Genomic DNA, 21228 nt, shown 5'->3' with positions numbered 1-21228 from the left:
CGGCCTTTCAAAGTGTGTCTTCGAGCCGGCAGTTCACCAGCATCTCAGCCATTGCAGCATTGTTTGGAAGCTCAATCGCGGTCCGGACGAGTGATGCCAGCGTGTCGGGCTCGATCATGTCGTCCGGGCTGACCTTATTCGTGTAGGAACTCATCTCGGTGCGAACGAAGCTCGGACATATCGCAGTGGCGCGCACACCCTTTTCCCAAGCTACATGACGTGTCGTGTGGGTCAGGCCCATCACCGCGAACTTCGTCATGTTGTATCCGACGAAGGAATTTCGAACCCGCTTGCCTGACATCGACGCGAGATTGACGATGCGGCCTGATAAGGAGGCTTCCAGATGCGGCATGCACAAGCGCGTCATCCGGAGGGGGCCTTTGACATTGACTGCCCACAGCCTGTCGAGCGCCTCGTCGTTGTCGTCCATGAGGGAGACTTGCTCGCCGAGTCCGGCATTGTTCACGAGCGCATCGATCCTTCCAAACCTGTCAACGGCGGAGGAAACCCAGGATTCCGCGGACGCTGGATCATAGGCATCGTAGTGAGCGTAATGCACCTGATCGCTCTGGAGGCCGAAATGAGCTTCCAGCATCTTGATGTCGCGTGCGCCAAGACTGAGGCGGAATCCGTGCTCCGCTAACTCACGGGCAATGGCTAGACCGATGCCACGCGCTGCTCCTGAGATCATTACGACACGGGAATTGATTGGTTGCATTGCTGATCCTCCGGCCACGACCACTGATTACTCGTGTGTTTCGCTGCGACGGTAAGCGCGCTTTGGATTTATGACAAGCGGCGTCTGATAGAAATTTACAGAAAAACGTCAGAAAACTCCACAAATGAAAAGTTTCTGTCAGATATGTGGACGATCACTTGACGATGTTTGGCGATTTATGCCTTAATCGCGACTGATAAGTGCAAAAAGCACCCTATAACAATGGGAACGAACTCTCCGGCACCGGAGAGCCTATCGCAGATCGGATGACGTATGCCGGGTAGGGAAATTCTTCGGGTTGATAATCTTTCAGTTGCCTTCAAGGGCGACAGCGGCTTGCGGGCCGTGGTCAACAACGTCTCGCTCTCGCTGGTTTCAGGCGAGATCCTGGGGCTGGTCGGCGAGAGCGGCAGCGGAAAGACGGTTCTGTCTCTCGCCGCCATGGGATTGCTTCCGCGCAACGCGGTCGTGACGAGCGGAAGCGTGCAGTTTGATGGCGAGGACTTGCTGAAAGCGCGTCAGGCCACGCTGCGGAAGCTCCGCGGACGGCGCATATCAATGATCTTCCAGGATCCGATGGCGTCGCTCGATCCGGTGTTCACTTGCGGTGATCAGATCGTGGAGGCGATCCGCCTTCATGAAGCCATCACCCGCGGGCAGGCAATGGAACGGGCTCGCAGTCTTCTTGAAAGGGTTGGGATCGCGGATCCGGCCCGCTGCATGCGCTCATATCCTCACGAACTTTCCGGCGGACAATGTCAGCGTGTGATGATCGCGATGGCGGTAGCCTGCAAGCCCGATGTCATTATCGCGGACGAGCCCACCACCGCACTCGATGTGACCGTTCAGAAGCAGGTCCTCGGGTTACTGCGCAGCCTCAATCAGGAGATCGGCGCGGCCATCATGCTGATCACTCACGATCTGGGCGTAATCTACGAGGTCGCCGACCGCGTCGCAGTCATCTATCGGGGCGACCTTATGGAGGAAGCGTCGACTGCCGACCTCTTCGCGTGGCCAAAGAGTGCCTATGCTAAGGCTCTCATATCTTCGATGCCGTCCGTCTCGCAGGCGAAAACCCGCCTTCCCGTGATCGGACGAGACGCGACCGGCGCGATCGCAAGCATCGTCAATGAACCGCGGGCTCTGAAGGCGCAGGTTGCACCATCGCCGAAAGCAGAGATCCTCCTCACCATCCGGAACCTGACGAAGACATTCTGGACGCGGGAAAGCGCGTTCTCGACTCCGCATGCGTTTCGTGCCGTCGACGACGTCAGCCTCGAGATCCCGGCGCGCACGACAGTCGGGCTCGTCGGTGAATCCGGATGTGGGAAGTCGACCTTATCCCGTCTCGTCATGCGGTTGATGAAACCGGATAGCGGCGCCATCGAACTTCTAGGGACAGACCTTGCTGCCCTGAATCCAGAGGAATTGCGCATCGCCAGACGAGACTTCGCGCTCGTATTCCAGAATCCCTACGGATCTCTCAATCCAAGGCAGACGGTCAACGATCTTGTAGCTGCCCCCATCGACATCCACTATAATGGCCGCGATCGCGAGGCCAGGGTGGCGAAACTGCTCGACGCCGTCGGTCTCCCACGCGATGCCATGACACGCTATCCCCATGAATTCTCCGGGGGTCAGCGACAGCGGATCGTGGTGGCGCGCGCCCTCGCCCTCAATCCAAAGCTTTTGATCTGCGATGAGGCGGTATCGGCACTCGACGTTTCGGTTCAGGCCCAGGTCCTCAACCTTCTGCAGGATCTCCAGGACGAGTTCGAACTCACATACCTCTTCATTTCACACGACATGTCCGTCGTTCGCCATGTCAGCGACACCATCGCCGTGATGCAGAAGGGCAAAATCGTCGAAACGGGTTCCGCCGCCGATGTCTTCGACAATCCCAAGGCTGGCTACACCCGTACACTTCTGAGCGCTGTGCCCAAGGTTGGCGAGCGTTCGACCGCTCTGGAGGCGCATCGATGAAGACGCTGACGGTACTTGTTATCACCTTGGGGTCGAGGCTCGCCACCGCGCTGATCCAGCTCTGGGTCATCGCCACCCTGGTCTTCTCCATCATGTACATCATGCCGGGCGATCCCGTGCTGTTGCTTCTCGGCCCCGAGAGCAATCCATCGCCGGAGACGATCGCGGCGATGCGAACCCAGCTAGGTCTCGATCAGCCGGTTCTGACGCAGTACGTCAAGTGGCTGAGCGGTGCCGCCATCGGGGACCTTGGAAACTCGCTCGACGGTTATCCGGTGATTGACTACGTAACCGCAAGCCTGCCGAAGACCATGGAACTCGCCTCGGCAGCAATCCTGATCGCCGCCCTGATAGGCGTGCCGGTCGGCATAGCGGCGGCGCTGCGGCGGGGACGGTTCCTGGACGGATTGCTGACCTCTCTGTCGACACTCGGCATCTCCGTTCCGGTCTACATCCTCGGATCGCTCCTCATCCTCCTACTCAGCATCAAGCTCGGCTGGCTCCCCGCCAGCGGATACACCGATATTTCCCGCAACGTCTATCTGCACTTTCAGAAGCTGACGTTGCCAGCTCTGACACTCGGGCTCGGCCTTGCCGCCTCGATTGCACGCATGACCCGGTCCTCGATGCTGGAGATACTCGGGCGTGACTTCGTGCGGTCGCTACGTGCGAGGGGAATGCGTGAAGGCAGGGTGATCTGGATGCACGTGCTGCGCAACGCCTCCATCCCGATCGTCACCATCGTCGGCCTTCAACTCGGAAACCTCATGGGTGGCACCGTCCTGGTCGAGGCTCTCTTCAACTGGCCGGGACTGAGCACCCTCCTCGTGACCGCAGTCTCGAACCGCAACTACCCTCTCGTCCAGGGAAGCATCCTAACGATCGCCGCGCTCTTCATCCTCATCAACCTGTGTGTCGACCTCCTCTACAGCTTGCTCGACCCACGCATCCGACGGAAACGCGCATGAAGATCTCCATTCTTTTCCGTCGCCCGCTTGTCCTCGCCAGCATCCTGGTCGTCTCGGCAGTCCTGGCTACAGCGCTGATCGGACCTTTGGTCGCGCCACATGATCCGCTTCTCATCAACCAGAACTCCGTCAATCAACCGAGTTCGGTTCAGTATCTGCTCGGCACTGACGAGTTCGGTCGCGACATCCTTTCCCGTCTGCTGATCGGTATCCGGCCAACCATCATCGTTGCCGTGATATCGACGATCATTGCTGCCGTCGGCGGGACGGCTCTTGGAATAATTGGGGCGTACAGTCGCCCGACGCTTGCATTCTTCGTGATGCGCGCCGTTGACATCATGCTCAGCTTCCCGGCCATCCTGCTGGCGCTTCTTGCAGTTGGCTTCTGGAAGAGCGGAGTCGCGAGCCTGAGTGTGGTTATCGGCATCATCTTCATTCCGCAGTTCGCCCGCGTTGCCCAGTCCGCCACGCTTCAGGTCATTCGACAGGAATACGTCGAAGCGGAACACGCGATGGGGGCTCGCTACCTGCGAGTCGTGTTCAAGGCCATCCTGCCCAATATCCTGTCTCCGCTCGTCGTCCAGGGAACGTTGACGATCGCTGCCGCGATCCTGCTCGAATCTGGACTGAGCTTCCTCGGGCTTGGAATCGTTCCACCCGAGCCTTCCTGGGGACAGATGATCGGCACAGCTCGCGGTTACCTCAACCAGAACCCCATGTATGTCGTCTGGCCCTCTGCTTGCCTCGCCTTCACGGTGCTCGCAATCAACATTCTTGGCGACGCGCTCCGTGACCATCTCGACCCGAGATTGCGTGAAAACTAAAAATCTTAACTAGGAAAGGGAACAGCATGAAAAGACTCATTCAACTCGCTGTCGCGGCTGGCCTTCTTGGCCTCCCTGCGACGACAGCCCTCGCTGGTGGTACTCTGTACTTCGGCCTTTCGAGCGAACCTTCCTCGCTCGATACAGTGATCCAGCCGGGCACGTCTGGACGAACTGTGAAGCTCGCGATCCATCGCGGTCTCGTCAACTACGGCATCGATGGCAAGATTTCGCCGGAACTCGCCGAGAGCTACGACATCAGCCCTGACGCAAAAGAATTTACTTTTCATCTCCGACAGGCGACTTTCCACGATGGTTCGCCTGTCACCGCTGCAGACGTGAAAGCGTCCCTGGAGCGGATGATCGATCCGGCGGGCAAAGCCGCATTCCGCAACGAGCTTTCCATCATTTCGAAGATCGAGACTCCGGACGCGAAAACAGTGAAGCTCACGCTGTCCAGCCCCTCCATGGCTCTGGTCGATTATCTGGCGCTTCCGGAATCCGTGATCGTGCCTGCTGCGTGGCTCCAGAAGAATGCCGCGAACCCCACCGCCTCGCCAGTCGGTGCCGGTCCGTTCCAATTCGTCAACTGGACGCGCGGCCGCGAAATCGTCGTCAAGAAGTTCGCGGGCTACTACAAGAAGGGCAAGCCCGATCTCGACGAAGTTCACTACGTATTCTATGGCGACGAGAACACTCGCGTGAACGCGCTGAAATCCGGTGACGTCGACGTGATCGAATATGTTCCTGCGAAGGACTCCGCGGACCTGGAAAAGGGGCCCGGCACACAGCTTCTGCGCAACACCGGTCCGTTCATGGGGTTGCAGTTCAACACGAAGTTCGAACCGTTCTCCAAGCCGGAGGTCCGTCAGGCGATCTCATACGCCGTCGATCGTAGCGTGATCATCAACACGGCATTCAACGGATTGGGCCAGGCGCTCTGGGGCATCGCCATTCCAAAAGGCTACATGGGGTATTCCGAGGCGAAGGCCAACTACTTCAAGCATGATCCGGAGAAGGCAAAGGCGCTGCTAGCCAAGGCGGGGTATCCTAACGGCTTCACCGTGAGGCTGCTCGCGACTTCGCAGTACAGCTTCCATCAGAACACCGCCATCGCGATCCAGTCCGAACTGGCGAAGATCGGGATCAAGGTCACGCTTGACCTCCCGGACTGGGCGAGCCGGATGTCGAAGACGAACAATGGGGACTACGACTTCACCGTGCTTGGAAGCCTTGGCGAGATCACCGATGCGGACTGGCTGAGCAACTACTACTACGGTGGCGACAAGCTCGTCCGAACCAACAACTCGCCTTACTTCAACGATGCCAAGATCAACGAGCTCCTGGACAAGGGCCGCAGCACCGTCGACAAGGCCGAACGTGCAAAGATCTACGACGAATTCGTCGATCGCGCCCTCGAGTTGTCACCGCTCGTCTACTTCATGTGGCGCGAGCAGAGCTATGCCGTCAAGAAAGGTGTCACGGGCTTCACGAACATGCCTGGGTTCCTGACGTTCCAGTCGGGTTTCAGTATCGAGAACACAAAAATCGATTAAATTATGCTGGCCGCCGGAGGTCATCTTGCGGCGGCCAATTTATTCTGATGACCACAGTTTCGGGTCCGCTTACAACTACCTCGTCGTGTGGCCACCGTCTACAACGAGAATATCCCCAGTCACATAGCTAGACGCCTCCGAGGCAAGGAACAAGATCGCGGCTGCCACCTCCTCGGCTTTGCCGAAGCGCTTCATCGGCGTCATCTCACGCCAGATTGGGCCCCGAACAGGATGCTCCATACCTGCTCGTGACATGATCGTTTCGATATAACCGGGAGCAACAGCATTGACCCTAATATTATCTTCGGCCAATTCGCTTGCGAGGCTTTTGGTCATCATATGAACCGCAGCTTTGGAGCTATTATAAGCAACCTGATTCTGGGGAATATTTGAGACGATCCCGGACATCGACCCAACGTTGACAATCGTGCCGCCTCCCGTGTCGCGCATTGAATTGATGACAGCTTGCGAGCACCAGAACACCGAGTCGACATTCAATGCCATCACGTCGCGCCATTGTTCTTCAGTAAATAGAGGCGTGTCACCTCCGTTCGCAAGGCCGGCATTATTGACCAGAATGTCTATTTTGCCAGCATCTTCTATAACTTTATTGACGAGCTCCGTCGCCGCATCACGTGTCGTCAGGTCAGCAGGAATAAAAGTTACGGCATAGCCCGAACTCTGTATCTTGCCGCCGTCTTCATATTCCTCGCGACGCGCACTCAGGTAAAGCTTGGCGCCAGCCTCACCAAAAGCGTGAGCAGCCGCCAGCCCTATGCCGCGCGTTCCGCCTGTTATCAAAGCGACTTTTCCGTCTAATCGGAATTTTTGCAAAACGCTTCTGAGTTCCATTTCTTTTCCAATATCTTGGTGCGCCACAGTGAACCTGATCAGGTAGCGTCGTTGTGAGCAACCTACGCTGTGAAGCACAACGGCCGCGTCACGTGAGCGTTCGACCAATCGATTTTGACGCAATCGGCGGGTCCACGCCACGAATTCTGAAGACTTGCGAGCAAAACCAGAATGACCCAATGCCGGAACGCAAAGCTTCCTGCTGCTGGCGCTGAACAAATATCACCGCCTGTCCAACGCCAGGCGGTTAGCATTCTGACAATGCTACCGTGCTGAGATTTTGCCTCCTTTAGTACGGGGCATCGCCAACCGAACCGCGCGCCACTAGGGTCGCTGGAAGAAGCACCTCTTTTGCAGAGTTGGTAGCCTCACCGTTCAAACGGGCGATCAGATCTTCCGTGGCCGCGGTCGCGAGCTCCTTTATGGGCTGTGAAATCACTGTCAGCGGAGGAGTGGTCGCGGCGGTCCAGTCAGCATTATCGAAGCAAATGAGGGAAATATCGTCGGGAATCGAAAGGTTCATTTCCCGGACGACCTCGAGGAGAACCAGGGCCACCGAGCTGTCTGTAGCCAAAAAGGCAGTAGGACGATCTGAAGAACTGCATAGCACGCGCACTTGTTGCGCCAGATTGCCTGGATCCCAGCCGCCCAAAACTACCAGTTCGGGAGCGATCGGTATTTCAGCATCATGCAAAGCTGCGCGGTAACCGTCGATGCGCTCGCGAACCGACGAAATGAGGTAATGCTGCTCGCCATGTGCTGGAGCGTTTGACACTAGGGCGATACTCCTGTGGCCTCGTCCGATGAGTGTGGTCACGGCCTCATAGGCTGCACGGAAATTGTCGATCGCGAAGGTGTCAGCGGAAAGCACGGGGACCCGTCTGTCCAGAAGAACAATCGGACAGTCTCTCCCGGACGCGTTTACAAGATGCTCTACCTCACTGCTTGAGGTCGGTGAAATGATCAATCCATCGACGCGCTTCGCTAGGAGAACGCGCACCGCATCTCGCTCGAGTTCAATATCCTCGTCCGTCGTCGCCAGGATCACGACAAAACCGTGTGAGCTAGCTGTATCCGTAATGGCTCGGATAGCCCGAGCAAAATACAAGTTCTCAATATCGGCTATCACGACACCGATTGTCTTACTGCGACCGGTGGCCATGCTTCTTGCAAGCTGATTGGGTTGATACGCCAAGCTCGTGGCAGCCTCCTGAACCAGTTGCCGCGTTTGCGCACGGACATAGCCATAGTCACCGAGAACCCTCGCAGCCGTCGCGCGCGAGACACCCGATGCGCGCGCAACATCGGCTATCGTCGGAGCAGCACTTCCGCGACCTTTTTCAGCGATGAAATTCTTAGTTTCGGGCGTATCATCTTGGGCGATGCTGCGGTCCTGACATTGATTGTCATCTTTCACGAAAATTGAAATTCCCTCGTCTTAGACATTTTTCGGCATGCAGGGGGTACCTCCATCCCGGGCGACGTGACGCAACGGAAGAAAGTGTGGCCAGACAGCAGGCGCCTGCTCCAGACCCATTAAGACTTCTTCCTCAGATGAGGTGAGAGCAATTCGAGATCTGCCTCACTCAGCCTGTCTGCTGCATTGTTGCGCTGGTGCCAGTAAGGATAGAGCAAGGGGGGAATACTGACCTCATCGAGCCGTTCTCGTTCTTCGTTCGAAAGCTTCAGATCAGCAGCCGCGAGATTGTCTTTAAACTGCGCCTCAGTTCGTCCACCGATGATAACTGAGGTAACAACCTTGCGGCCCAACAGCCAAGCCAGTGCAACCTGAGCCGCAGAAACGCCGCGGCCCTCAGCAATCGATACCAGCGTATCAACGATATTCCAGAGGCGGTTTTCGTCGCGGATCGGCGGCTCGGTCCAGCCAGCAAACTGGCGGCTGCCTTCTGGAGCCGCTCGGTCGCGGCGGTGCTTTCCGGAAAGCAGGCCGCCCGCAAGCGGGCTCCAGATAAGCACGCCGATGCCCTGGTCGACGGAAATCGGCAACAGTTCATATTCGGCATCGCGCGCTTCGAGGGTGTAATGGATCTGCTGGCTTACAAAACGCTGACGTTTATCCTTCTCACTGACGCCGAGCGCCTTCATGATCTGCCAGCCCGTGAAATTCGAGCAGCCGATGTATCTGACCTTCCCTTGGCGAACGAGGGTATCGAGGGCTTCCATTGTTTCTTCCAATGGTGTCTGCCCATCCCATTCGTGAACCTGGTAAAGGTCGATGACGTCGGTCTTCAGCCTTTTCAGGCTCGCCTCACACGCTGCGATCAGATATTGACGCGACAGACCCCCGTCGTTCGGACCCGGCCCCATGTTAAAGCGCGCTTTTGTGGCGATCAACGTGCTGCCTTTGCGCTTTCCGCCGAGAATATCGCCGACAATCTCTTCGGACTTGCCGTCGGAATAGACATCGGCCGTGTCGATCAAGTTGACCCCGGCATCAAGGCAGAGATCCACAAGTCGCTTCGCCTCTGGTACGCCAAGATCGCCGACAGTTTTTGCCCAGCCGACGCCACCAAAGGTCATCGTACCAATAGTCAAGGTCGACACCTTGAGGCCTGAACGCCCTAATAAGCGATACTCCATAGTTTTCCTCCTCGTGAATTCGACTAAAAGCTACCGAGAATACTGGCGCCTTGATCAGCTGAGCTGACCAACGATCGACAGCGAGCGAAAAGCTCGCGACCAGTGCCATGCTGTTGCGACCGAAGATCGTGGCTTATGGCCGGACGCGCGTGGAACTCCTCCTCATCTCCGAGGAAAGTCAATGTGCCCACGTTGGCATCCAGCTTAATGAGGTCGCCATCGCGAATTTTGGCAATAGCACCGCCATCCGAAGCTTCCGGCGTGATATGGATCGCGGCCGGAACCTTGCCCGAGGCACCCGACATCCGTCCGTCGGTGACCAATGCAACCTTGAAGCCTCGATCTTGCAATACACCAAGCGCCGGAGTGAGTTTGTGGAGTTCGGGCATGCCGATTGATCTCGGCCCCTGGAACCGGACGACGGCAATAAGATCGCCATCGAGTTCACCGTTGCGGAACGCTTGCTGAAGCTCTTCCTGAGCATGGAATACACGTGCTGGCGCTTCGATGACGCGGTTCTCCGGCTTGACGGCAGAGACCTTGATGACTGACTTGCCAATATTGCCCGACAGCAACTTCAATCCACCGTTCGGGGAGAATGCGTGGCTGACCGGCGCAAGCACCTTTGGATTACTCGACGCCAGGGATGTCCGGTGAAACACCACCTCGTTACCCTCTAGCCCTGGTGTGACCGCATATTTTCGAAGACCTCTTCCCCAGATCGTATCGACGTCCTCGTGCAGGAAGCCGCCGTCGATCAATTCGCGGATTAGAAAGCCCATGCCTCCGGCGGAGTGGAAATGGTTCACGTCGGCAGAGCCATTTGGATAGACACGCGCTAGAAGTGGCACAACATCGCTGAGATCGCTCATGTCTTGCCAGGTGACATGCAGTCCGGCTGCTTGTGCAATTGCGATGATGTGAAGCGTATGATTTGTGGAGCCGCCGGTCGAAAGTAATCCCACAATACCGTTTACAATCGACCTCTCATCGATGATGTGACCGATCGGTGTATAGTTTTTTCCTCCGGCTGTCAGCGAAAGCGCACGACGAGTTGCCTCACGGGTGAGGGCTTCGCGCAAGGATGTGTTCGCGTTGACGAAGCTCGAACCCGGGATATGAAGCCCCATGATTTCCATGAGCATCTGGTTGGAGTTCGCAGTGCCGTAGAAGGTGCATGTGCCAGGCGAATGATAAGACTTCGCCTCGGCGTCGAGCAACCGCGCGCGGTCGATCTTACCCTCCGATGAAAGCTGGCGAATGCGCGCTTTCTCATCATTCGAGAGGCCCGATGTCATGGGGCCTGCCGGTACAAAGACCGCAGGAAGATGGCCGAAGGACAGCGCTCCGATAAGAAGCCCTGGAACGATCTTGTCGCAGACCCCAAGGTATACCGCAGCATCGAACATATTATGGCTGAGCGCGATCGCGGTGGACATCGCGATCACGTCACGGCTAAATAACGATAAGTCCATTCCAGGCTGCCCCTGCGTGACCCCGTCACACATTGCCGGCACACCACCAGCGATCTGCGCAGTCGCGCCCACCGCGTGGGCTGCAGCCTTGATGATGTCCGGATAGGTGCCGTAGGGCTGATGGGCGCTCAACATGTCATTATAGGAGGTGACAATGCCAAGATTCAGTGCTTCCGATCCGCTCAGCATCGCCTTTTCGGACGACGAGCATGCGGCGAAGCCGTGAGCCAGGTTGCCACAAGACAGCGCGGAACGATGTACGCCACCCTTTCTCTGCGCCTCGATAAGCTCAAGATAATTTTGACGCGATTGCGCGCTTCGTGCCGCTATGCGGCCTGTCACAGCTTGAATGGTGGTATGAACGGACATCTGATTACCCTACGACGCCAGAATATTTAAATGCCTGGCTTGAGCCAGCCGCTGCCCGGAAGTGGTTTTAGTTGCTGTGCGATCGGTGACACTTCACCGATGTAGACGCGGTCGTGCCTGGTGACGATGAACGCAATGTACTCTGCAACGTCCTCGGGCTGGAGCAGTTGCGAACGGTCATCGATGTGATTATCGGAGCGCTGCTGGGTATCAACGGCACCTGGGCAAACCGCCGTTGCCTTAACGCCGAACTCAATACCTTCCTGGTCCGTGGTCTGGGTGAATCCAAGCATTCCAAATTTCGAAGCAGCGTAAGCGCCGAACTTGGCGGAGGCGACCTTACCAGCACGCGAAACGACGTTAATAATATGGCCATGACGCCGATCGCACATGTGCTGGAAGAATGCTTGTGTGCATAGGAACGTGCCCTTGAGGTTGATGGCCATCATCCAGTCCCAATCAGCTTCCTTGATGTTCGGGATGGTGTTATGGATCGCCACGCCGGCGTTGTTCACGAGAATATCGACTGCGCCGAACCGGTCGAACGCCGCTTTCGCCAAGGCATCTACCTCGGATTTATGCTGCACATCGGTCCGCACGGCCAGTGCCTCGGGGCCGATTGCGCGGATCTCGGCAGCTACTGCCTCGACTTCGTTGAGTTCGATCGCAGCCAGGACGACATTGCAGCCTTCCTTGGCCAGCTCCAGGGCGGTCGCACGCCCAATGCCGCGGCCAGCGCCTGTGACGACGGCGGTTTTGCCTTGCAGTTTCATTTAATCACCTTCGGATTGATATTCCCGTTCTGGGTAAGCGCAGGCGGGAGAGTTGAACTTCGGATCATTGAACGCGATGTGATCGCAAACTGATACCGCTCTCATATGGGACCGCTCTCACCTTGTTGTCAAGAGTGTTCAAGCGTCGGCTTGCGAGCAATCAATTGTGCAAGGATCAGGAGGTGGACGGCGGCGTATTACCCGTGTCGCGTCCCCTGCTTTCGAAAAGCTGCGGGATGCTAACCGAGCCACGGCTAATCAGCGTCGCCGAAAGCAGGGTCTCTTTGGCCTGGCTCTTTAGATCGCCCTGAAGCCGAGCAATGAGTCGTTCGGTCACCGCTGATGCCAGTTCTTTTATCGGTTGCGCGATGACGGTCAGGGGAGGAGTAACGGCAACCGTCCAATCCGCATTCTCAAAGCATATCAGAGACACGTCATCGGGAACGCTCAGGCCAACGTCTCTTAAAACACCAAGGATCACCAAGGCTACCGCGCTTGTCACCGCCAGGAATGCGGTTGGGCGCTCATCGCTTTGGCAAAGCTTGCGCAGCTTTTGCGCAAGCTGTTCATTATTGCCGCCGCCGAAGAGGGCAAGCTTTGGGTCGTTCTGGATTCCCGCGTCGTGAAGCGCAGCCTTGTAGCCCTCCAAGCGCTCGCGAACGGGTGACGTCAGATACTTCTGACCACCTTCAAATCTTGAATTTGAGACCAACGCGATGCGCTTGTGGCCTGACCTGACGAACGTCCCTACCGCCTCACGAGCCGCCGGAAAGTTATCGATCGCAACCGTATCCGCCTTTAGAACAGGCACACGCCTGTCGAGAAGTACGAACGGGCAACCCAAGTTACGCGCTTCAACGAGATGATCGACGTCGACGCTTGACGCTGGTGAGACAATCAATCCATCAACTCGTTTGGCCAGCATGACCCGGACTGCGGAGCGCTCGAGCTCAACATTTTCGTCGGTGTTTGCCAAAACGACATCGAAACCGTTCGCGTTCGCAGTATCCGTAATCGCCCGGATAGCCCTTGCAAAATACAGGTTCTCGATATCGGCAACCACCACACCGATGGTCTTGGTGCGGCCGGTCGCCATACTTCGAGCGAGTTGGTTCGGTTGATAAGCCAGCCGTTTGGCCGCATCGAGAACCAGTTCGCGCGCCTCCGATCCGGCGTACCCATATCCGCCCAGCACCCGCGCTGCCGTTGCGCGCGAAACCCCGGCTGCGCGCGCAACGTCGCTCACTGTCGGCTGAGAGTTCGCGCGTTCACTTGTCTTCATTTGATTGTCCGCATTTTCGCTCGTCCCATCGTCAATAGCAGAGAATGAGTATCTAACAAAACACTTGACAGCACGCCCAAAATTGTGAGACCGGTGTCACATGAGAGCGCGCTCACAGTCTCAACTCAGAAAGCGAAGCATGATGACCAACTACCCAAATCTCGTCTCTCCCGATCCCGAATTCCGCAGCACCATCGAAGCGGCCCTGACCCAGCGAGAAAGGATCGCAGAGGTTGTCAAAGCGGCTGCAAAGGGCGCGCGAAATATTTTCCTGATCGGCTGCGGCGGTTCGTACAATGACTTCTCGGCGGCTGCCTACAGGTGCGATCGCAGCGCGAAAATCCCGACCTTCCACTTCAACAGTGAAGAGTTCAACCGCCGTTCGCCGGCACTGCTCTCCGCAGATTCCGTCGTTCTCGTCGCCTCACATAATGGTACGACGAAAGAAACGATCGAGGCAGCTCGCCATTGCCGTTCAGTCGGCGCCCGTGTCATCGGATTTACCAAGAATGAGACGACACCGCTCGCTGCCGAGTGCGATGACGTGTTTACCTACAATAGCGACCGGACCATTCTGGCGCCGAAGCAATTGCTCGTCGGCATGGTGGTGACGGCCCTCCTTCGAGAAACCGGCGCCGAACTCGACTATGCGGCAATCGAACAGGCTTATGCGGCCGTTCCTGCTGCTTTTGAAAAGGCGATCGAAGAAGCTGAGGCTAATCTTCACGAAACGGCGGTCGCCTTCGGTTCCGAACCCCTCACCTATGTGCTCTCCGCTGGTCCCAATCAGGGCGCCGGCTATGGCTTCGCCATGTGCTACCTCATGGAAATGCAGTGGAAGCACGCCTCGTGGTTCAACGCCAACGAGTTCCTGCATGGTGCTTTTGAAGTCGTTCAGCCTGATACCCCTGTCCTCCTGTTCAAGGGCGAGGACGATACCCGCGCCATAATCGATCGGGTCGAGACATTTCTTACCAAGAACACCCAGCGCTGCCGTGTCGTGGACTCGAAGGACTATAGCCTTCCAGGCGTTCCAGCGTCGGTGCGCGGGGAAATTACGCCTCTTCTCCTTTCGACATTGTCGAGGCGACTGGCCGAGCACTATCAAGCCGTCACAGGTCACGACCTAAACGATCGCCGATACATGTTCAAAACAACTTACTGAGGTCGTCAAATGCGTGTTTGTGGCGTGGGTGACAATGTTGTCGACCGGTATTTCAATCAGAAGCTCATGTTCCCGGGCGGCAACGCGGTAAACTTTGCCGTCCACGCCCAGCGCAGTGGACTAAGTGCCGCTTATCTCGGTGTCATTGGCACCGATTCCGATGGCGATCTCATTCGATCCAGCTTGCAGGCGGAGGGTGTTGAACTCACACGTCTGCGAGTCAAGGAGGGGCCGAACGCTTTCGCAACGGTGCACATGGATGACGACGGCAACAATCGCGTCTGGGGTCTGTGCGAGAAAGGCGTTTCGATGTTCAAACTCGACAGTGCCGATCTCGAATATCTGGCCGGCTTCGACCTTGCTCACACCGGGGAAACGAGCCAGCTTGATAGTCAGCTCCCTGAGATCAGGGAGCGCGTTGCGATCTCCTTCGACTTCTCCGATCGCAGTCTGGATTATGCCGCAGACGTCTTGCCCTACGTCAAGGTGGCGGCGTTCTCCAGATCGAATGCCAGCGATGATGAAGTGAAACACGTTCTGGACACGGCCCTTTCGGCAGGCGTCGAGCTCGTGACTGTAACGCAAGGGGCTCGGGGCGCTACGGTTTGCCACAAGGGCAATGTGCTCTTTGCGCCTGCGGTTCCGGTCGATGCAGTTGACACGCTTGGGGCTGGAGACGCGTTTCTCAGCCGGCTCGTGTGCCGCGTGCTGACTGGAGCATCGCTTAAGGACGCCGCCAGCGACGGAGCGCAATATGCGGCGCACATCTGCGGTACACGTGGCGCATTCGGCCACGCACGCACCATCACACGAGAGATACCGGCTTAACGTCAAGTCGATTTAAGGCTTGCGAGTATCAAAATAACAAGTTGGGGAATGCAATGTATCAAAACCCTGAGACGTCAGAACTGAAATTTCCATCCGACGCGGAGTATCGCAATCGCATTGAGCGCACCCAGGCGGCGATGAAGCATGCCGCCATTGATATTCTTGCCATCTCCGGCTTCGATTACCTGCGCTTCTTCACCGGCCTGAACGGTCTTCCGATCGGCAGGCCGATCTGGCTGGTGTTTGAACAGCAAGGACAGCCGGCGTTCGTTTCCCCTCGCAGCGAAGCCAAGGAGATCAGAGCGAGATGCACGACACCTGTCGAAGCTGAATGGGTCGAATGGGAAGAACCGATACCTGCGCCGATGTCCCATCAGGACGCTCTCGCGAAGTACATCGGCGAGATCGCACCTCATGCTCAGGCGATCGGCGTCGACTTCAACTCAACCTGGGCTTCCAACATCGAACTGGTGAGACAGGTTCTTGGCTCCGAACGCATAAAGGATGCAACATCCTTTTTGCGTGATCAGCTTGCTCTCAAGAATGCTGTCGTCATCGATGGTATTCGTCGGGCGACAGATATTGTCGGGCATCAGTACGCCGCCGCTCGTCAAGCCATCACACCTGGCGCCGCAGAATGGCAGGTTACGCTTGCCTCGCTTACGGCTGCTATCAAGCGGAGCGCTGAGTTTCTGGGTAACGACGCGGAACAGCCCAGATTCTGGCCGCACCAGATGAACATGGTCGGAAGTGGTCCTGAACGCACTGCTCGTTGCCACTGCTCTGGTGGTGGTCGGATCATGAATGACGGCGAGAATGTGCAGATCTGCCTTTGTGGCCAAGTCTTCGCAGGCTACGGAGTTTGTTTCGACCGACCTATCGCCGTCGGTTCGAAGCCGCTCTCTGCTGAGCTTCGCAAGGTAGTCGATTTCGCTCGTCGAGCTCAGGAAGCTGCTTTGGCGAAAATCCGACCCGGCGTCACTGCTGGCGAGGTCCATGCAGCCGCCGTCGACGTTATTGAACAGGGCGGTTGGGACAGCCCGTTTTTGCATCGAACGGGCCGGGGAATTGGATATTCCGACTGGGACGGCATTGAACTCAAGGCGAACTCCGCCGTTCAACTCCAAGCCGGTATGGTCCTCAGCGTCGAACCTGGGATCTACGTCGATGGTATCGGTGGTGCCCGTTTCGGTGACACCGTGCTTGTCACCGACAGTGGTTATGAGGTCCTGACACCATTCGAGCTTGGTAGGGACGTGTGATGAACGACCAGCCGCTACCCGCCGTCTCGTTTCAGGCTGTGACGCGCCGCTATGGTCCTGTCACTGCCGTTGATAAGGTCAGCCTGGATATCGCGCAGGGAGAATTCTTTGCCCTGCTCGGATCGAGCGGTTCCGGGAAGACAACCCTCCTTATGCTGCTGGCGGGGTTCGAAAGGACGACGGAGGGCCGTGTTCTGATGTCGGGTACACCTGTTTCAGACGTGCCGCCACATCGGCGGCAGATCGGTGTAGTCTTCCAGAACTATGCACTTTTTCCGCATTTGACCGCGGCTGAAAATGTCGCGTACCCCCTTAGAATGCGCGGTGTTGGGCGCAGCGAACGAGAAGAGAGGGTTAAGGCCGCTCTCAGCCTGGTTAATCTGACCGACCGCGGAGCGTCATATCCAATACAAATGTCTGGGGGGCAGCAACAACGTGTTGCACTCGCGCGAGCTCTGGTTTTCAGTCCTTCCATTCTCCTTATGGATGAACCCCTTGGCGCCCTCGACCGGCGGCTCCGTGACCAGATGCAGCAGGAACTGAAGCGAATTCAGCATGAGCTTGGCATCACGGTTATCTACGTCACCCATGACCAATCGGAAGCGATGGCCATGGCTGACCGGATCGGCATTATGTCCGGTGGAAAGCTGCTTCAGGTCGCCGACCCGGAGACAATCTACGCTCATCCGTCCAACCACTTTGTGGCACGCTTCATCGGGGAATGTTCGATCCTTCGGGTAAGTGGCACGGACGGAGGCAAGGGTTATGAGATCGGCGGTGCACGTCAGGCGCTGCCGTCCCCGGCAGACGGACCGTTCGATATCGTCGTCAGACCCGAGAACGTGACGATCCTCTCGCCATTGAAACCTTCAACAGAAAGCTCATTCGGCGTTTCCGCCACGATCCGGGATGTGACCTACCTCGGTGCTGGCTGGCGTGTCGCCTTGCAACTATCCGACGGGCAGTCCCTGCTCGCCAACGTCATGCGTGGAGATGATCTTGCCGGGAGCCTTACTCCTGGTGCGGCCGTCATCGCGCAGTGGCCGCCGGCGTCCGTCGCAATTCTTCCGACAGAAGGATGACCCTGAAGCGGAATTTTGAAGTGGGAAAACCCATGACATCCAGAGGAGAAAAACGATGAATTCGACCACATTCTTCAAGCGCATCTCGACCACTTTGCTTGCTGCCACCGGTGTCATCATGCTTTCGGGCGCCGCATCTGCCGCCGACCTCGTTATCTCCTCTTACGGAGGTTCCTTTCAGGAAGCGCAGACAAAGGCCTATTTCGACCCGTATGCCAAGGCGAGTGGGGTCAAGGTAACCGGTACCACTGGTACCGGATATGCCAAGGTCAAAGCCATGGTAGAGAGCGGCAATGTCACCTGGGACGTGATCTCCGCCGAGAGCCCTGCCTTCGCGAGTGAGGTGAAGGACGGCCTGCTTGAGCCGATCGATTACTCGGTCGTAAAGGCCGATAACATTCCGGAAAATTTCCGCACCAAATACGGCGTTGGCTACATGGTTTTCGGGACCAACCTCGCATGGAACAAGGACAAGTTTCCGAACGAAGTCACTCCGGCTCAATTTTTTGACCCGAGCGTAAAGGCCCGGCGTGTCCTCCCGTCTGATGCAACCTACTCTCTTGAATTTGCGCTGATGGGAGACGGCGTGAAGCCGGCCGATCTCTATCCTCTCGACGTGCAACGCGCCTTGAAAGTCATTGACCGGGTGAAAGATCAGGTCATCGGTTACAAGGGCGCATCCGACATCCAGGCTCTCATGCAGCAGGGTGAGGCCGACATGGTTTACGCTGGCACAGGGCGTATCAAGAACGCCATCAAGGCAGGGGCAAATTGGGGTTATACCTGGGAAGGCGCCCTTGCCGATACCGAATACTGGGCAGTACCCAAGGGTGCCCGGAATGCAGGTGAAGCGATGAAGTTCATCAATTTCGCCGCTCAAGCCGAACAACAGGCCGAACTCACGCGCGTGATCGCATACGGCCCGACCAACGTCGATGCGCTGAGACTCCTTGACCCGGCTGTTGCCAAGGATCTGCCAAGCTACCCGGCTAACGCCAAAGTAAGCGCCGTTCTCAACTCGAAGTGGTGGAACGACAACTACGACTCGGTGAAGGCCGAGTGGGCCACGTACATCATGCAATAAGTTCAGGCGGCGAGGAGTAACACAATGAAACAGAATTTACTTGCGAACCGGGGTCAAACTTTACTGCTGGTGCCCGTTTTTGTGCTCTTGCTCCTCGCCTTCTTCATTCCACTGCTCGCAATAGTGCCACAAGCCTTTGGCGGCGACGCTGTGGCGCGCTTCATGCGCATATTCGCAGGCTCAGTCTATCTTAAAATTACCTGGACGACCGTACGCATAAGCCTTGAAGCGACCGCAATAACACTGGTGATCTCGTATCCGCTTGCATGGTTCCTCAGCCGGGCAACCGGTATAAAGGCGCTCCTTCTCGGATTGTTGGTGCTTGTTCCTTTTCTGACGAGTGTTCTGGTGCGCACGTTCGCCTGGATCGCGATCCTCGGCCAGCGCGGCCTTGTCAACGGAACACTGCTCAGTCTTGGCCTCATCTCAGAGCCGCTCCCATTGTTGTTCAGCGAGCCTGCTGTTGTGCTGGCGCTCGTGCATTCCTCCATTCCAATGATGGTTTTCTCGCTCGTCACAGTCCTACGACGTATCGACGGACGTATTCTGCTCGCAGCAAATACACTTGGCGCTAACCCGCTACGCGCCTGGCTGGGAGTGGTTGTTCCGCTGTCGATCCGTGGCATTCAATCGGGCGTCATCATCACCTTCCTTTTCACGATCGCGAGCTTCATAGCGCCGGCACTTTTGGGTAACCAAAGGCAGCAAATGCTTGCACAGGTTATCCAATCGGAGATCGAGACGGGTGCGGATTGGGCCATGGCCGCGGCCCTTGGCATAACGCTTGCCATCGTTGCGACGATCGTGGTCACAGCACTGACGATGGTCGCCCGCTTCCTGTCGCGTTGGCAGCGCCCTGCCCCACTTTCTATTACCTCTCAGGGACATTCAGAGGAAAAGCCGGACACCTCTCTGCTTCGCCGATCGGTAGCGTTGCCGAAAGCAAATCCCGGACTGTCATCATTGTGGAGAGCGGGAAGCGCGGTTGTGCCAGCGATATACCTAGTGTTGATATCGTCGTACATCTTGCTTCCACTGCTCATTCTCTTCCCTGTCAGTTTCAGTTCGGCGGATGTCCTCATTTTCCCGCCTCCCGGCTTTTCGCTACGCTGGTTCGAAACGATCCTCGGCAGCTCCGAATGGATGGGCGCAGCTCTGACCAGTCTCCGGATCGGGATTGCCACCTGCATCCTCAGCCTTCTTCTCGCAATCCTTGCCGTGCTGGGCTTTGGTGGGCGCCGCTTTTGGTTTCAAGGCGCTCTGGAGGCACTTGTGCAGTCGCCGCTTAGTGTACCGGCCGTTGTCTTCGCGCTGGGGGCGTATTTGACCTTCGCGCGAGTGGGGTTGGTAGATACTGAGATGGGTATCATCCTTGCGCATACCGTGCTGATTTTCCCGGTTGTTTATCTGGTCGCCTCAGCAACCTACAGCTCAATCGATCCGGCGCTGTCACTCGCGGCGGCAAGCCTTGGTGCAAATCCATGGCGCGTCTTTCGCACCGTTGTCTTCCCCTTGTTGCTTCCCGGCCTCGCCATCGGCGGTCTTCTAGCAATGCTGCTGTCATTCGATGAATCGGTCGCATCGATCTTCCTGAGTGACCTTTCCGTCAAGACACTGCCACGAAAGCTCTGGGAAGGCATTCGCTTCAATACCAGCCCTGAATCAGCGGCTGTTTCCGCACTGCTGCTCGGCGTGACCTGCACGGTGATCATGATTGGCATGGCATTCACGCTGCGACGTCGAAAGGCAGCCGGGACGCCGGGCGCGATTGCCATTCTCGCACAGCCGTCGACAGACGGTGATTGATCCTTTCTTCGTTCGTGCCTCCCAAGGCAACTTGGCTGCCGCCGGAATTCGCCGGCGGCAGCCGGAGAGAAACTGAGCGGGACATTCCGCAGCAGATGAAGCTGAAGCAACGAAATCAGCCAGGAGATGGAGTGACAAAAGCTTGCAAAGACGCGGGCAAGGAAATGCCCGATCTCATCGACAATTACCGACCGCTTCGTCTGAAGGCGGTGGTGGCTGCAACGACGGTAAAGGCAAGCGCGCCAGAACCGACAGGCTGTGAGAATGCCGAGACAGGAAGCTTGCCATGGGTGTTTTCGGAGATGCCTTTTTCAGACTAATCCTGGCTGGTCCGGCAAGGGTGGATGCAGGTGGCGCATGCGCGCTCACTTACGGCGGACCGAAGCCTGATCCGGATCAGTCAGGTGCCTACCCAGTGAAGACTCAGTTGAGCGGCGAAGGGTAACCCGGACCCTACGGGTACCGGGGCCGCTATCCGCCAAAGAGAAAAGTTCGGTCAGGATATGGGCGGAGCGTGATGCTCGCTTTCAGGGAGGGGATGGGAATGAGAAGTTTGAGATCGGTTACGGGCGCTATATCCGGGTTTATAGCGAGACGGGC

Annotated in this window: 18 protein-coding genes; 11 read left to right on the top strand and 7 right to left on the bottom strand. The window is 57.1% G+C overall.

Translation table 11 applies throughout. From position 1 onward, the window contains the following. Positions 1-7 precede the first annotated feature (7 nt). Positions 8-718 (bottom strand): SDR family NAD(P)-dependent oxidoreductase, encoded by a 711-nt coding sequence (locus FY152_26540; GenBank protein UXS35697.1) that lies wholly within the window; start codon positions 716-718, stop codon positions 8-10. Positions 719-991: 273 nt separating this feature from the next. Between FY152_26540 and FY152_26535 the strand changes: the two genes are divergently transcribed. Genes FY152_26535 through FY152_26520 form a run of 4 tightly spaced genes read left to right on the top strand, consistent with a single transcriptional unit; the run spans position 992 to position 6049 of the window. Continuing rightward, positions 992-2701: an ABC transporter ATP-binding protein gene (locus tag FY152_26535; GenBank protein ID UXS35696.1), complete on the top strand. Its 1710-nt coding sequence runs from the start codon at positions 992-994 to the stop codon at positions 2699-2701. After that, positions 2698-3669 carry an ABC transporter permease gene (locus FY152_26530; protein ID UXS35695.1) on the top strand — a complete coding sequence of 324 codons (972 nt, stop codon included), beginning with the start codon at positions 2698-2700 and terminating at the stop codon, positions 3667-3669. Before FY152_26535 ends, FY152_26530 begins: the two co-directional genes overlap by 4 nt. Then, complete coding sequence (locus FY152_26525) at positions 3666-4493, top strand: ABC transporter permease (GenBank protein ID UXS35694.1); 828 nt, start codon at positions 3666-3668, stop codon at positions 4491-4493. The genes FY152_26530 and FY152_26525 overlap by 4 nt, the downstream gene beginning before the upstream one ends. A 26-nt stretch (positions 4494-4519) precedes the next feature. Then, the gene (locus FY152_26520; GenBank protein UXS35693.1) at positions 4520-6049 is read left to right on the top strand and encodes a peptide ABC transporter substrate-binding protein; all 1530 of its coding nucleotides are present in this window, start codon (positions 4520-4522) and stop codon (positions 6047-6049) included. A gap of 75 nt (positions 6050-6124) precedes the next feature. Here the strand turns inward: FY152_26520 and FY152_26515 are convergent, their stop codons facing one another. The 6 genes from FY152_26515 to FY152_26490 form a co-directional block, all read right to left on the bottom strand. After that, positions 6125-6901, bottom strand: coding sequence for an SDR family oxidoreductase (locus FY152_26515; protein ID UXS35731.1), 777 nt, complete (start codon positions 6899-6901; stop codon positions 6125-6127). Between the two features lie 289 nt (positions 6902-7190). Next, a complete protein-coding gene (locus tag FY152_26510) occupies positions 7191-8249 on the bottom strand; it encodes a LacI family transcriptional regulator (GenBank protein ID UXS35730.1) in 1059 nt (352 codons plus the stop codon). A gap of 188 nt (positions 8250-8437) precedes the next feature. Continuing rightward, positions 8438-9502: an aldo/keto reductase gene (locus tag FY152_26505; GenBank protein ID UXS35692.1), complete on the bottom strand. Its 1065-nt coding sequence runs from the start codon at positions 9500-9502 to the stop codon at positions 8438-8440. Between the two features lie 23 nt (positions 9503-9525). Next, complete coding sequence (locus tag FY152_26500; GenBank protein ID UXS35691.1) at positions 9526-11346, bottom strand: phosphogluconate dehydratase; 1821 nt, start codon at positions 11344-11346, stop codon at positions 9526-9528. A 26-nt stretch (positions 11347-11372) separates the two neighbouring features. After that, positions 11373-12119, bottom strand: a complete 747-nt coding sequence (locus FY152_26495) for an SDR family oxidoreductase (GenBank protein UXS35690.1) — start codon at positions 12117-12119, stop codon at positions 11373-11375. Between the two features lie 175 nt (positions 12120-12294). After that, positions 12295-13401 carry a LacI family transcriptional regulator gene (locus tag FY152_26490; GenBank protein ID UXS35689.1) on the bottom strand — a complete coding sequence of 369 codons (1107 nt, stop codon included), beginning with the start codon at positions 13399-13401 and terminating at the stop codon, positions 12295-12297. Between the two features lie 142 nt (positions 13402-13543). Between FY152_26490 and FY152_26485 the strand changes: the two genes are divergently transcribed. Genes FY152_26485 through FY152_26455 form a run of 7 tightly spaced genes read left to right on the top strand, consistent with a single transcriptional unit; the run spans position 13544 to position 20948 of the window. Continuing rightward, on the top strand, positions 13544-14566 hold the full coding sequence (locus tag FY152_26485; GenBank protein ID UXS35729.1) for an SIS domain-containing protein: 1023 nt from the start codon (positions 13544-13546) through the stop codon (positions 14564-14566). 24 nt (positions 14567-14590) lie between these two features. Then, positions 14591-15394: a carbohydrate kinase gene (locus FY152_26480; protein ID UXS35688.1), complete on the top strand. Its 804-nt coding sequence runs from the start codon at positions 14591-14593 to the stop codon at positions 15392-15394. A gap of 53 nt (positions 15395-15447) precedes the next feature. Continuing rightward, on the top strand, positions 15448-16656 hold the full coding sequence (locus FY152_26475; GenBank protein UXS35687.1) for an aminopeptidase P family protein: 1209 nt from the start codon (positions 15448-15450) through the stop codon (positions 16654-16656). Then, positions 16656-17738, top strand: coding sequence for a polyamine ABC transporter ATP-binding protein (potA, locus tag FY152_26470; protein UXS35686.1), 1083 nt, complete (start codon positions 16656-16658; stop codon positions 17736-17738). Before FY152_26475 ends, potA begins: the two co-directional genes overlap by 1 nt. A gap of 55 nt (positions 17739-17793) precedes the next feature. After that, complete coding sequence (locus FY152_26465; GenBank protein UXS35685.1) at positions 17794-18822, top strand: ABC transporter substrate-binding protein; 1029 nt, start codon at positions 17794-17796, stop codon at positions 18820-18822. A 24-nt stretch (positions 18823-18846) separates the two neighbouring features. Further along, on the top strand, positions 18847-20628 hold the full coding sequence (locus FY152_26460) for an ABC transporter permease subunit (GenBank protein UXS35684.1): 1782 nt from the start codon (positions 18847-18849) through the stop codon (positions 20626-20628). After that, a complete protein-coding gene (locus tag FY152_26455) occupies positions 20625-20948 on the top strand; it encodes a hypothetical protein (GenBank protein ID UXS35683.1) in 324 nt (107 codons plus the stop codon). The genes FY152_26460 and FY152_26455 overlap by 4 nt, the downstream gene beginning before the upstream one ends. The last annotated feature ends 280 nt before the right edge of the window (positions 20949-21228 follow it).

Origin of the sequence: Agrobacterium tumefaciens (genome assembly GCA_025560025.1) — a bacterium.
GTDB lineage: Bacteria > Pseudomonadota > Alphaproteobacteria > Rhizobiales > Rhizobiaceae > Agrobacterium.
Note: the sequence above shows the minus strand (reverse complement) of the source record. Positions and strands in the feature narration are given on the sequence as shown.